This is a genomic window from Ruegeria marina (assembly GCF_900101475.1).
In the GTDB taxonomy this organism is placed as follows: domain Bacteria; phylum Pseudomonadota; class Alphaproteobacteria; order Rhodobacterales; family Rhodobacteraceae; genus Ruegeria_B; species Ruegeria_B marina.
Genome location: NZ_FMZV01000028.1, coordinates 15,956 through 29,670 on the forward strand (window position 1 = coordinate 15,956; position 13,715 = coordinate 29,670).

Here is a 13,715-nt window from a genome sequence, read left to right on the forward strand (position 1 = left end):
CCAATGTTTCACCATGTTCGGCTCGCGCCTGCGGAGAAGGTCCGGTTCCCGCCCTTCGTGACGGTTTCTGCGCGTTCGCCCGAGGTCGGCAGTGGGCTCGAAGCGGCCCAATGCGACCGCGGCACGCACCTTGGCTCAGACCGCGAGAAACCGGCCGTTCGTCACAAACCCCAAGTCTTTGATCTTTTGCCTTTCCCGTCGAACTCGAGACATTCGCGCTTCGGTAGGCGACATACATGTCAAGCGTCGCGAATACGGGCTCCGAGCCCATTCCTGAAGCCAAGCAACGCTGGTGTTCGCAGGTGCAGCAACCCACATGGCCGACCTCGTGATATGCACCGCAGCAAATAACCCGTCGTTGCGCGCAAGTGCGGCTCATTGTACTGTTCAGTCTGAGGAGTTGGATCCATGCGGTGGATTGGTGCCATCCTTGGCATGTTATTTTTGATTTTTGGGCCCGCTCAAGCGGGTCCGTTGTTCGACGCCGCAAAACAGGGAGATGCTCTGACAGTTAAGGCTCTGTTGGAAAGCGGTGCCTCGGTCGATGAGCGCGGGCCGAACAAGGCTACGCCTTTGATAGCCGCATCATTAGAGGGGCACACCGATACGGTAGCGGCTCTCATCAAGGCAGGGGCTGACGTGATGGCGCGAAACCGCAGCGGCTTCACAGCACTTCATGCAGCAGCCTTTAGCGGACATGTTGAGACAGCGCGACTGCTTCTTGCCAGTGGGGCAGATGTGAATGGGCGCATCAATAGGGCCGAAAAATCACCCATCTTCATGGCGGCTGATGAGGGCCATATCGAGATGATAAAGCTTTTGCTCGATCATAATGCGGACATCGTGACCCTCGACAACGATGGCTTTTCAGTTCTGATCCGAACGATGTTCCGTAAGCATTATGATATCGTGGGTCTGCTCAAGCAAAACGGAGCCACATGCCCCCCGCAAGACGCCTTCGGTCCGGAATTTCGTCGTCTGTGCATGGAGGCAGGCACATAAGGGAAGGTCAAAATATGAGCTTTCGACTTCTGATGAGTGGCCTGTTTTTAGTAGGCATGAGTATTGCCGCGCTGGCCGATGAGCCCATCAATACTGGACCCTTCGGCGACGTTGCGATCAAGGGCTATGACACCGTTGCCTATTTCACGGAAAACCGTGCCGTTAAAGGATCAAGTGACTTCGCTTATGAGTGGCTCGGCACGCCATGGCACTTCAATAGCGCCAAGAATCGCGACCTCTTCAAGTCTGACCCAGCCAAATACGCGCCGCAATACGGTGGATATTGCGCTTTGGGTGTCGGGCTTGGAGCCAATGCGTCCGAAAACATCGACCCCGTAAATTCGTGGCGGATCATAGATGGTAAGCTTTACTTCATATCGGACCCAACCGGTGCAGAAATGCTCGACCATCCAGAGGGGGAAGCGGTGCTCGCCAAGGCGGATGCGAACTGGGAAAGCACCAAGCCGCTGGCGACTAAGGATTACTCCAACTGACGCGCACCGTGGTTGCGGATCACCCGCCCGGGCCGAAGTGAAACAGAATATGAGCGTTGACGTAACTATAGGGGAGGGCCGCCCCAGATGGTTCTTCGGCTTGTTTGTAGATCGGGCCACAAGCCGGGCGGCCAAGTGCGAGACCAGGTTGTTGGATGCATAAGGTGTCGTCCTTTACATAGGCCGATCCAGTAATAAACATAGTAGATGTTCGCATCGCCACGCTTCCGTTGTCTGATATCTGCATCAAGCCAGGGCCGCGACCTTCGAAATTTCCCTGCCACACACTCCCATCGATAAGGGCGGCAACTTCGTCCGCAGACAGTCTTTCGCGCGCACCAGGTTGAAAACCGAAGGTCCATTCTTGCACGCCAGCGTGCAACATTGCACCAATGATCCGATCGAGCTCCTCCTGACGCTGAAAATGCGCAAAAATGACCCTGTATAGTTGCGCCGAAGTATGCGGCGCAAATCTGGCGACCTCTTCTGCAGTTGCTTGCGCCTTCTGCATCTGGTCGGCCGCTGCATAGGCGGCGGCGAGGATATTGAAGTAATCCTCAATGCCTTGAGAACTGTCCTTTATTTCTTCAAGGATTTCGACAGCCCGTTGTGGATGCCCTGCAAGTATATAAGACAAGCTTGCGATCTGCCGCGCATAGCCCGGCAACAGCGGGTTGAGACGCAGCGCCTTTTCGAAATTCTCGATTGCGTCTTCATGGCGCCCGTAGAATGTCTGCGCAAAGCTCAGTGCAAGATAGGCCGAAGCTTCACCGGGAGCCTTCTCGACGGAAAGCCGCGCGGAGCGCATCGCTTCTTCATATCGTCGATCCACAGTTTGCAGTTCGCTCAACACGGCAAAAGGCATCGCAGCATCGGGATCAATTGCTAAGGCACGTCCGGCATGTTCGTAGGCGCGTTTCCGAGCGACCGGAAACGGCAGCACATCGTCGTAATTTCGGCGCATAACCAATGCCTCGGTACGCGCCTGTGATGCGAAAGCAAGTGCAAAGTTCGGATCGATTGCGGTCGCGTCCGAATAGAGACCTAACGCCTCGCGCAGCCTCGGCCGAAAGCCGCTGCGTGCGGCCTCTTCCGCCCTGAGGAACAAGTCGTATGCTTCCAGGTCTGTGGTTGGGAGACGCTCGATACGCTCCCGCTCGAAAACACTGACATCCACACCTAGTTGGTCGATGATCTCGTTTATTAGGCTGACTTCAATAGAGAAAATCTCGGCTTCGTCTCGCTCCAACCGTTCGGCCCAAAGCGTTTGCCCGCTGTTCACATCTGTCAGCCGTGCGTTGACCAGCAGCCGTGCCCCTACTTTTCGAACGCTGCCTTCGAGAACGTAGCGGACACCCAACTCGCGGCCAACGGCTCTGCTGTCAATTGTCCGGTCTCGGTAGGAAAACGCCGTATTACTGCCGATCACCATCAACCCCGCCACTTTCGAGAAATCGGTGATCAGGTCGTCCGTGAGGCCATCGGCGAGGTAACGCTCCGCTTCTGGCAGACCCAGGTTTTCAAAGGGCAAAACGATGATAGAGGGACGCGCGTCCTCTGCTGCTATCATTTCACCCTTCGCGCCGCTGAACAGGTCCATTAGGTCTTCGCGCAGAACAAAAGCGGCGCTTGGAAGAATAGCAATCACGGCCATCGCCGTGACAGCGAAGCGAACATTCAAGCGAGACCAGATCGGGTCTGTTTGGCCATTCGGGTCCGCCATCCGGAAGACGACAAGAGGCTCAGGTATGTTTTTGACCCGGTGGACACCTGCAGGCTCGAATGGTCTGCTGACCTTGCCGCGCGTATTTTCGTATACTTGGCGCGAGATGCAAATGCCTCCCGGCCTCGCAAGGGGCTCTAGGCGCGCGGCGACATTGACGCCGTCTCCGTAAATGTCGTCACCATCAATAATCAGATCGCCCAGATTGATACCGATCCGCAACTCGATTTGCTCGCCGGGATCAGTGGTGGCGTTTTTGTTGGAAACTGCCTCCTGTATCTGGATTGCGGCTTCTACAGCATCGACGACACTTGCAAATTCGGCCAGTAGCCCGTCGCCGACTAGCTTGACGACCCGTCCGCTCTTTTCCTCTATCAAACGAGTTATGATGTCTTGGCGCAAAGCGGTCAAACGTTCGAAGGTGCCCACCTCATCCTCAGCCATCATACGGCTGAAACCAACCACGTCTGCGGCAAATATGGCGGCAAGCCTGCGTTCCAAGGTCTGCCCCTCTCCTTCGAAATTGCGGGCGGTACTGCATAGCGTAACACTGAAGAAACGTGACGAAAACTGCTCTCACTTGAAATGTTTAGTTATGCCGCCGCGCGTCATTAGACGGTCCGATCGAGCAACCATTCTAATTGTCGCTGCATCAGCATAAGGCCGCAAAGTCCGCATGTGAGACGCTCGAAACCGGCGCAGCGAAGGTCCGGTTCAGAAATTGATCTTGAAGCCCGGACTGAACGGCAGCTTTCGCCGTTTCGACTCGGGTTTCTCGCGGTCGCAAAGAATAGCCGGTGTCCGCCCTCTGTGTCGATATTGGTTCGGCAGCGTACGTGCTATCTATGATGCACGCGATCATAGTTGTGAGCTTGATGTCCATCTTCTTGTCAACGTCTGGTCAACCCGTGAACGCGGTCTGGAGAACGATCTGCTCCGGCGAAAGACAGCGAAAAAGGTTAGGAGCGGGTCAAAGGAGGCGCCATTTCAAAGGCTTGTGTTATAAGTCATTGAAATCATTGGGGCGATAGAATCCGAAGGTTTCGGCTCATAACCTGAAGGTCGCAGGTTCAAATCCTGCTTCCGCAACCACTTTTACCGAACAAGCCGCCGCAGGGCGGCTTTTGTCATTCTGCGCCAAGCTAATCATCGCCGTCAGCGCCCCTTCCAGCTCCAGCATGATGCATTCACCCTCGTGCCGGACAATCACGCGCTCGATCAAGCCCCGAATGATCTCCAGAGACTCCGTGCGGATTTCCGGATCTGACAGGGTCTGCGCAAGTTCAGCCACCTTCGTACGATAGAGTTCGGACAGGTTCGGATGCAGGCGCAAAGCTGTGGAGGCGGGCTCCAGGAGTTCGGCGTCAAGATCGGCGATCCGGGCTTCCAGCTTGGCTTTGAGGCCAGGCAAAATCACGCAAACGCGTGCAGCGGTAGACAACGTGAGGCAAGAGCACCGTTCGGGAAATGACCTGCCCCCGAAGGTCCTTCATACATAACGAGAGTCCGCGGGTCTGTTATCTGAGCCCCAACCTTGGACCGCCCGGAGAAAGAGTTTTCCGCTACGTGATCAGCTGTCCCGGTTGGGGTCGTAAAGCGAGCATGTCTTTTGCCGCGCGGCGAGCCACCAGCCCGATTGTTCCGGCCAGCTTGCGAATGCCGTGTCGCAACCAAGGTCCCGCGCGGCGTGCAGGGCCCACATCGGGTTGACCAGGGCTTCTCGGCCGATTGCTATGAGATCGGCCTGCCCGCGTTCAAGGATCGCCTCGGCCTGGACCGGATGTGTGATCAGACCGACGGCCATGGTGGGAATGACGGCCTCTTTCCTGACATGTTCTGCGTAGGGAACCTGGAACCCTGGCTGCCGCTTGCCGCCGGCGGCCGCCGTCGCCGCCCCGGCAATCCCACCGGACGAGCAATCGATGACATCCACGCCGATCGCCTTCAACCGCTTCGCCAGGACGACCGTATCGTCCAGCGTCCAGTCATCCGGTAACCCGTCGACGGCCGAGGTCCTGAAAAACAGCGGAAAATCGTCGGGAAGTTCCGCGCGAACCGCTTCAGCGATCTCGCATGCCAGCCGCATGCGTCCGGACAGGCCGCCACCATATGCGTCGGGTCTCTGGTTGGAGAGTGGCGACAGGAAACTGTGAAGGAGATAGCCATGAGCGCCATGGATCTCGACGATCCTGTAGCCGGCCTGGAGGGCGCGCCGGGTGGCGGCGGCGAAGTCCTCTACAAGCTGGCGGATTTCTGGTTTGCCGAGTTCGTTCGGGACAGGCCAACCGTCGGCAACAGGGATTGCCGAAGGGCCCACCGGCGGCCACGGCATGTCACCCCGGTCAAAGTCGGCCTGGTTTAGCGGGCCGTTGCCGAACCACGGGCGTTGCATGCCGGATTTCCGACCCGCGTGTCCCAGCTGGATTGCCGGAATGGCGCCGTTGCGCAAGGCGAACTGGGTGACACGGGCATGGCCGGGAATTTGGCTGTCGGTCCACAGGCCGGTACATCCATGGGTGATCCGTCCGCCCTTCTGTACCGCCGTCGCCTCGGTGAAGACGATCCCGGCGCCGCCGATCGCGAATCGGCCAAGATGCACCGCGTGCCAGTCGTCGAGATGCCCGTCATGAGCGGAATACTGACACATGGGAGAGATCACGACCCTGTTGCGGGTCTTGACGCCGCGCAGTTCGAGCGGACGGAACAGGAGAGGGGTTTCGGTCATTCTTGGCCTCTTGAGATATGGCCAGAGAAGTAATGTGCCCGGACACATGGCGCAACAAAACGAAACGACAAAATCACGTTTCGTGAAGCAGGTCACAGATGCCTGCCGCGACCCACGTTAGCGTGGGGTCATACAGTTGAGGTTCCCATGATCATTTCAACGAAAAAAACCGCCAGCATTTTTTGACACATTGGTTCGTGCGTTTCAGCAGTATGCCAAGATGCCACGTCGCGTCGACCGGTTCCACTGACCCCTTTACCTCCCCGTGGACTATGTCCACCAACTAGCCCCGGAGGTCTTCCCAGAGGTTCATCCTGTCCTCTCTCCGGGGCTGCCCTTCCAAACAGGATTTTGATTTGGCAATTTGGGCAAGGGGTAACATTATTAGAAATCGAAAGAGATGTCGGCTCAATATCGCAAACTGAAGCCATCACCGGACATCTCGAGAATATCAACCTTTAGCGGGTCGGGTGCCGATTAATATTTTCCAAGCAAGCGTATCTCGCAGGTGTTTTGCCTGATGCAATCACAAGTGCATGCGAGGCATTGCATCCGGATCAAGAACAAGTTCCAGCAGTACCGGAGCAGTTGTTTCATTGATGACCGCAAGGGCTTCTTCAAGCTCAGCCTCCGAGGTTACCCGAAACCCACTGGCCCCCATCGCTTTGGCCATCGCGGCAAAGGACGGCCAGCTGAAAGTGGACAGCGTCGGATCCATCTGCCTGTCCTTGAACTGGATGTGCTCGGCGCCATAGGCGGAGTCGTTGCAAATGACCGCAACCATATCGAGCCCCTCGCGCACCACTGAAGTGAATTCCGCCAGCCCTCCCATCATGAAGCCGCCATCTCCGCAGACGAAGAGTGTCTTCCGGTCCGGGCGGGCAACCGCCGCGCCGATCGCGTAACCCATCCCCATCCCGATTGCACCGGTATTGATCGCGGGCAAGAAGTCCTGAGGCGCGGAGACACCTATCCGGCACCATGCCTCGGTCATGAAGCGGCCGGCGTCCGATACAAAGATCCGATCTTCAGGCGGTGCAGCGTTTATCCGTTCCAGAGCTCGACTGTAATCCAGCGTTCCCTGCGCGTTTGTCGGCTCTGGCACAGCAAAGCGTGTACGCAAGACTTCGGCATCAAGCGTGTCGGTTGCTTTCGATGACGGAATTTCGGCAACATCCATCCAGGTCAGTATTGTGTCGGCGACATGGGCAGGATCTCCAATGAGCATTGCATCTGGCACATGGCGTCTTCCGAGTTGACGGAAGTCATCGTCGACCTGAACCACTCGGACGCCCTCGAGGAACCGTCCATAGAGCGTTGTGAAACGACTGAACCCGACGCCGAAGGCAAGGATACAATCCGTCGAGGAAATCGCGTCGATAGCGGCTGGTGTGCTCAAGGTTCCCAACACCCCAAGGTCATACGGAGCGCCCTTGAACAGGTCTTTTGCCTTGAGCGTGGTTGCAACAGGCGCCCCAATCCGCTCGGCCAGTTTGAGAAGTTCTTGCCTTGCGTGAACAGCCCCACGACCTGCAAGGATCAGTGGGCGACGCGCGGCTGCCAGGATGCCAATCGCCTCGTGCAAAGCCTTTCCCTCGACTGGGTTTGTCGGCAAAGGCGGGACTTCAGACCGGGGTTTCCTGTATTCGGTTTGCTCCCACATGAACCCGGTAGGTGCATTCAACACGATGGGGCGACGTTCGAGGCGCGCGCGCCGAAAGGCCGTCGCCAGATCGCGCGCAGCGGTAGCCGGAGACTTTAGCTGTTCAAACCCGGCGCCAGAAGCTTCAATCAAGGCTCTCTGAGCCAAAGCCTGCTGGTGATCGGGATCTTCAACCGGCGTGTCACCGCATATCAGCACGATCGGGATCGTTCCCTTGGCGCCTTCGATCAGAGCCGTCACAGCGTTTGAGACAGCCGGGCCATGCGTGACGGTAACCGCAGCCACCTCACCCGTTACGGAAGCGTGACCAAGGCCCATCAACACCGCGCCCGCTTCATGTACGGCCGGAACATAGCGCCCTCCAAGTTCGCGCACGAAATGGTCGACCATGAAGAGGTTGGCGTCACCCATAAGGCCGTAGAGCGTTTCTACCCCCAGATCTCGGAGACCCTTGGCGAGCGCGGTGTGGACGGAAACGATCTCGGGCATCGTGGCCTCATCTGTTTTGAATATGGGCTTGTTTAACGTTCATTTGTTGGAGTCGAACAGAGCATTGGCGTGATCGAAGAACGCTTTCATGACGATCTGCCAACGGTCGTCATGCTTGATCAGCGTGAGATAGTCAGTGAAGGAGGTGCCAAAGCAGTCATCTTCTACCTTTACGACTGCAACATCTCCGGTGATGTCGATCGAAATGATTTCCGAGTTGTACTGAGAACCTGGAGAAAGCATCTTCTCATTCGCCAGAGACCTGATGAACGTATCGCGGTCGAAGAATTCATACTGTCCGTTGTAATGGCCCGCCTGCATACACTGCGGATGCATCGATCTCTCCAGTCGCTCGGGCTGGCCATAGATCATGCCTTCAAGATAATCGCCGACGACGGCTTCGATCGCCGCGCGCTCGCTTGCATCTCCCATGTCCTTACCCCCGAAGTGACACGCCGGGTACCAGAATAAGCATCAACCCGTACTCAGGGAAAGAAATGATACCGACAGCTGTGCCCGGCTGCCTGTAGGGCGATCTGTGGGATTTGCGAAACAAGCTTCCGTTGTAACGCCATTTCCATCTTTCAGTTGCATCCCAATGCCTGTTCCCGCATTATGGCATAATCGCCCATCATCTCCACGATCACCGATCCCTCTGGCCGCAAAATCAGCTCCTCATTCGCCTGTCGCTGAACTTCCCGAGTGTACTCTACGACCGGCGAACTGACCCCGAACCCACCCGCCTCAAAACCTCCCGCCGCGCCACCGCTGAGCCACTGCTGAGCCAACTCATCGCGAGACCGCAGCCGACACGCCGCCGCCTGGGGCAACCGTCGTTGGATATCATTTGCCTTCTCCATCGTCTCGAGTCGTTCGGCCAATCGCCCCGCGCGCTCAACCGAACGGCGCAGGGATAGCAGAAACAGCAGGATCGCGAGCGCGGTGACCCCTTATCGAAGCGCGGTACGCGCCCACACCGATCCTGCGAGCGTCACGACAACCGCGCCGATCACCGCCGCCCCCGGCGCCAGTCATCCAGCCGCGTATTGATTTCTGCTGAGAAGTGACCCGGTACCTACCGTTCAGCTCATCAGGCGGCGTATTGCTGTTCCATCTCCTGAGCAAGCTCTACGAGCGTACCAGCATGATCATCACCACCAACCTCAGCTTCAGCGAATGAGCCCAGGTCTTCGGCGACGCAAAGATGACAACCGCCTTGCTGGACCGCCTCACACACCGCTGCCACATCCTGGAAACCGGTAATGACAGCTACCGCTTCAAGGCCAGCTCCGAGGCCGCCAGGAAAACAAGAAGGGAAACGCCGGCATTGACCAAAGCATGACCGCCGACAAACAATCAGTGTGGGTCAAATCTCGGTGAAAATACCGGGTTACTTCTCAGCAGAAATCAACAATTCGGGTCCTTTGCCAACGGGTCTGATAAACCTGATCAGTGATCGATATTCCGCGCCGCCTCCTCGATGCGCAGGCAAACACGGTCAGCGTCTCCAAGGTCGTACGATAACAAGAGGGCCAGTTTCGCGAGGAAGAGTTCGCGCCGCGTGGCACCAACCGCATCCAGGTTCAAAGCAAGAGCCTCGTAGACGGTTTCAACTTCTCCAGGTGTCATTTCCGGTCCTTCCCAAGAGATCTATTCAACGCCTCGCATACCAAGGCCGATGACGGGCGCGTCCAACGCGACGCGACATGCCCGTCGGGTCTGACCAAATACGCGCTTCCGAGACCTGCGGCGAGGACTTCGGCGACTTCTGAACCAGGTTGCAGAACGACAGTGGCGAGGTCGCTGTCGGCCACCGTTTCAGCAAGGCCGGGATCAAAAGTTATCAAAGTGAACCCCGGCCCCAAACAGTCAGACAGGTAACCGTCACCAACGCGTGCCTCAGGCAAGGGCGCGCCGGGTACCGGTCCGCCATCGAAGCCCGGATCATCGGGCAAGACAATCGGACTGTCGGCATAGGTGTAGGGTGTCATCTGACGCGGGTTGGCGAGTTCTCCGGCGAAGGGGTGGGTGAGCGAAAGGTTCAGGGCCGCGTTTCTCATCAGCTGCCAGCCGGGTGTTGGCGGCGTCATGAAACGGGCTGACTTTGACGCGTTGGCAAAGACGTCCAGAGTCGCGCCACGGCGTTCCGGCGTATAGCTGTCCAGCAGCACCTCCGCGGCTTGCCCCTTGATCACCCGAGCGAGTTTCCACGCGATGTTCTGGGCATCGGCCAGACCGTTGTTCAATCCCCGCACCCCGAAGATCGGCACAATATGGGCACTGTCACCAATGAAAAAGGTCCGCCCGTCGCGATAGTCGTCGAGAGCCAGCGTATTGGCTGAATAGACGCTCCACCATTCCAGCTCCCAGTCGCCAGTGAAACCGAGATCGGCAAGCACCGCAGCCACCGAGGTGCGCACGTTTTCTTCGGCTATGGCATCTGTTTCGTTCTCACCCTCTCGCAACTGGTAATCGATCCGCCAGATATTGTCGGGCTGCTTGTGTACCAGCACTGTGCCGCCACGCCGGCAATCGGGATCGAAGAGGGCTCGCCGGATGGTGGGATAGTCATGATCCATCTGCACATCGGCGATAACATACCTGCCTTCGTAGTTCTCTCCCTTGAGTTTGAGCCCACGCATTTTGCGCAGGGTACTGCGGGCGCCGTCTGCTGCGAGCACCCAGTCGGCAGAAATATCGTAGCTGCCATTTGGATCGCGCACGGTTAATCGCACAGCGTCCGCCAAGTCGTCGATAGCAGTCACTTCGCTCTGCCAACGGGCCTCGATCAACGGCTCACGCTCGATCGCATCCCAGAGGTATTGCTCGATGTATTGCTGTTCGATGTTGTACATGGGGCGGTACTTCTCGCGCGGGCTGTCCGGCATCCTGAATTCCAGGATTTGTTGGCCCCGGTAGAAGCTGCGCCCCGTCGTCCACCCTAGCGACTTCTCGAGGAACGGCGCGACAGCACCGAGACGTTCGAGTATGTAATAACTCTGGCGCGCAACGCATATTGCGCGGCTCCCGTCATTGAACGTGGACTTTGCATCGAAGATTACCGAAGCGATCCCGTCCCGGGCGAGGGCGAGCGCGGCGGTCATGCCCACCGGGCCCGCCCCGACGATGGCAACCGGCGCCGGCGCATCCAGGTGCGAACGTTCCTTGGGGGCATCGAAATGCGGGTAGTCGAAATAAAGCGAGTCCGTCTCTGCCCGTCCGGCTGGTCTCATTTGCTCTTCTCCCTTTTTCCGGGGGGAACCATAGCGAATGGACGAGAGCAAAGTCTGTCCCCTTTTTTGGGGGACATGATATCACTGAGACATGTCCCTGACCGTTCGCAAGATCGAAGCCTGTCTAGAAACTATCGGCTCCGAAGCCTTCGCGCCGGTCTACGTTGATTTGGTTGCAACGCTCGACGTTGACCAGATCATGGTCTTCTCTGTCGAGGGCGACCGCGCCCGCTGTCTGCTTTCATATCACTTCTCGAATGCGGCTCTCGCCGGGAAACTTGCTGCGGCCTATCTTGACGGGTGGTATCTGCGAGACCCTCTCCTTCCTGCCCTTCAATCCGCCAAGCCAAATAGCGTACAGTTGCGATGCTTCGAAGAGATCGCCAGCGCGATGGACCAGGAGTATCGCCGCATGTTTTTCGATGCACCCGGTCTTCTGGCCAAGACCACGGTACTTGCAGTCGGAGAATCGCTGCGCCTGTTCGTCAGTTTCTATTCATCGGCCAGGTCTGCCGGCTCCTCTGATCCCGATCTCTCCCGTCTCGCCGGACAACTTGCCTTGATGCATTTCGAGCTCGTGGAAGACACCGGCATCCCGGCGCCACTGACGGTTCTCAGCGACCGCGAACAGGCAGTGTGCCTGGGTATCCTTTCCGGCCGCAAGACCGAGGCCATTGCCGCCGATCTCGGCGTAGCGTCCTCTAGCGTGGTCACCTACCGAAAGCGCGCTTACGGCAAACTGGGGATCACATCGCGCGCGGGCCTGTTTGCTATCTGCTCGAGGTAGCTTCACTTCCGAGATGCTGTGCCAAGGTAGAAATGCGCGGCGGTTTTTTATCATCTTTGAAAATAAGCTGCGCTTACTTTGCGCCCCGAGGGCCGCTTCGTCCGGATTGTGTTGAAAAACTCTGCAAGGCGAAAACCGCGTCGAAAAACTGGTACAATATTCCTGCGGATTGCCCCTATGCAAACTGCGTTTGCCATACGTAGCTCTTCTGCAATCCTAAACGCAAACACACGAACAATGGCATGCTGTCGCCCGTTGACTTCGAAATCAGACAGCAGAAACTGAACGCGTCAGGTGTCCAGGAAACCAGGGGCACCTCACGGTGACCCGACCGAACTTGCGCTTTGTGCCGGTGAAGGCAGAAGATCAACAGGCGGTCCTCGTCCTGTAGCGGTCGCGAGATCTGTTGCTGCGACAGAGAACCATGATCCTCAATCCGACCCGGGCGAATCTGTCGGAGTTCGGGATGATCCCGGCCCAGTGGTCACGCGGCGCCCCATGTCGTTGTCTTCCTCGAACGTATGCACCGCGTCTGCCAGGGTCATCACGTTGGCGGCAGCTACCTCGACGCCTTCATGTTGATCGGTGATGATCTGCTATTCGGCTGCCCCGGCCGTCATGATGCGGCGTACCACGCCCTCGGTCGGGCCGGTGCCGCAGCGGCGGAAGAGCGGCAAAATATCCATCGGGAAATCACCACCTGACCAGGGGCAACTTCGTCACCGCAACGCACCAGGTCGAAGCCGGTCATGATGCGGACCCTTCCGGCTGCGGCCCACCCAGCCACGTCGGCGATTATGCAGCCCCAGCGGGCGGTCACTTCCTGAAGGGTAAAGAAAAGGCACGGGGGCAAAGCCATGGCAAATCATCCTCAGACATATTCGAGGATGGGCCGAGCTCATACCTGCGGTACCCCGTGCCGCATGGCACGGGTCGAATGATCGGGCGAAATTGTGCTTTAAGTGTCTGGGCGCCTTCCATCGTCAGATGGGTGCTCCGATGACTCTGTTCCGCTTTGGGTTGAGCTCCACTCTCCTCATGGCGGATACGTGCCGCCAGTTTCTATTCGACACAAGGGGAACAGCCGCATGAAATTGTGGAAAAGGAAACCGGCGAACGCGAGGTCATGCCGGGCGCATTGTTGCTGACAATGCCTGTTGGGCGAGGGGGACAGGTTGGCGTTAAGAGCTTGGAAGTGTTCGCAAGAGACGGGAACCAGTTATTCTCCGCAGTTGCGAACTGTTCGGGCGGCGAATTCAAGAGCAGACATCCAGATCACCTCGACACCGAACTCTTTTCTGCATTGCCGCAAGTCGGCTTGGTGCCCTTAGGGTCAGGATGCATTGATTTCGGTCGCACGGCGTGATTCACGGCTCGGAAAATGGAGCGGTGACATGAGCGACCTTTACTGGCTGACTGACGAGCAGATGGCCAAGCTCGCCCCTTTCTTCCCGAAGTCTCACGGCAAGCCGCGGGTTGATGACAGGCTGGTTCTGAGTGGGATTATCTTCATCAATCGCAATGGGTTGCGCTGGCGGGACGCGCCTGCCGCCTATGGTCCGCACAAGACGCTCTACAGCCGGTGGAAACGTTGGAGCG

Annotated in this window: 11 protein-coding genes and 2 pseudogenes; 6 read left to right on the plus strand and 7 right to left on the minus strand. The window is 57.7% G+C overall.

Annotated elements, in window-relative coordinates; all coding sequences use genetic code 11:
* Positions 1–408 precede the first annotated feature (408 nt).
* Positions 409–1,002, plus strand: a complete 594-nt coding sequence (locus BLT75_RS22835) for an ankyrin repeat domain-containing protein (protein ID WP_093037781.1) — start codon at positions 409–411, stop codon at positions 1,000–1,002.
* Between the two features lie 14 nt (positions 1,003–1,016).
* Positions 1,017–1,496, plus strand: coding sequence for a YHS domain-containing (seleno)protein (locus BLT75_RS22840; protein WP_176828217.1), 480 nt, complete (start codon positions 1,017–1,019; stop codon positions 1,494–1,496).
* Positions 1,497–1,515: 19 nt separating this feature from the next.
* Here the strand turns inward: BLT75_RS22840 and BLT75_RS22845 are convergent, their stop codons facing one another.
* From BLT75_RS22845 to BLT75_RS22865, 5 genes are all read right to left on the minus strand, one after another.
* Complete coding sequence (locus tag BLT75_RS22845; protein WP_093037787.1) at positions 1,516–3,720, minus strand: adenylate/guanylate cyclase domain-containing protein; 2,205 nt, start codon at positions 3,718–3,720, stop codon at positions 1,516–1,518.
* 547 nt (positions 3,721–4,267) lie between these two features.
* A complete protein-coding gene (locus BLT75_RS22850; protein ID WP_093037790.1) occupies positions 4,268–4,636 on the minus strand; it encodes a hypothetical protein in 369 nt (122 codons plus the stop codon).
* Between the two features lie 153 nt (positions 4,637–4,789).
* Positions 4,790–5,944, minus strand: coding sequence for an NADH:flavin oxidoreductase/NADH oxidase (locus BLT75_RS22855; protein WP_093037792.1), 1,155 nt, complete (start codon positions 5,942–5,944; stop codon positions 4,790–4,792).
* A gap of 526 nt (positions 5,945–6,470) precedes the next feature.
* On the minus strand, positions 6,471–8,096 hold the full coding sequence (locus tag BLT75_RS22860; protein WP_093037795.1) for a thiamine pyrophosphate-binding protein: 1,626 nt from the start codon (positions 8,094–8,096) through the stop codon (positions 6,471–6,473).
* A 39-nt stretch (positions 8,097–8,135) separates the two neighbouring features.
* The gene (locus BLT75_RS22865) at positions 8,136–8,528 is read right to left on the minus strand and encodes a nuclear transport factor 2 family protein (protein WP_093037798.1); all 393 of its coding nucleotides are present in this window, start codon (positions 8,526–8,528) and stop codon (positions 8,136–8,138) included.
* A 640-nt stretch (positions 8,529–9,168) separates the two neighbouring features.
* Here BLT75_RS22865 and BLT75_RS22875 point away from each other — a divergent pair.
* A pseudogene (locus tag BLT75_RS22875) lies at positions 9,169–9,438 on the plus strand (ATP-binding protein); the annotation flags it as partial.
* A gap of 107 nt (positions 9,439–9,545) precedes the next feature.
* Here BLT75_RS22875 and BLT75_RS22880 read toward each other — a convergent pair.
* On the minus strand, positions 9,546–9,725 hold the full coding sequence (locus BLT75_RS22880) for a hypothetical protein (RefSeq protein WP_093037800.1): 180 nt from the start codon (positions 9,723–9,725) through the stop codon (positions 9,546–9,548).
* Positions 9,722–11,329 carry an FAD-dependent monooxygenase gene (locus BLT75_RS22885; protein ID WP_093037803.1) on the minus strand — a complete coding sequence of 536 codons (1,608 nt, stop codon included), beginning with the start codon at positions 11,327–11,329 and terminating at the stop codon, positions 9,722–9,724. The genes BLT75_RS22880 and BLT75_RS22885 overlap by 4 nt, the downstream gene beginning before the upstream one ends.
* A gap of 91 nt (positions 11,330–11,420) precedes the next feature.
* On the opposite strand from BLT75_RS22885, the gene BLT75_RS22890 reads away from it, so the two are divergent.
* The 3 genes and pseudogenes from BLT75_RS22890 to BLT75_RS22895 form a co-directional block, all read left to right on the plus strand.
* Entirely contained in the window at positions 11,421–12,116 is a 696-nt protein-coding gene (locus tag BLT75_RS22890; protein WP_093037806.1) for a helix-turn-helix transcriptional regulator, read from the plus strand.
* A gap of 322 nt (positions 12,117–12,438) precedes the next feature.
* A pseudogene (locus tag BLT75_RS24985) lies at positions 12,439–12,585 on the plus strand (IS110 family transposase); the annotation flags it as partial.
* A gap of 925 nt (positions 12,586–13,510) precedes the next feature.
* Positions 13,511–13,715, plus strand: a 205-nt coding sequence (locus BLT75_RS22895) for a transposase (RefSeq protein ID WP_143028647.1), incomplete at its 3' end; no start/stop codon positions are given.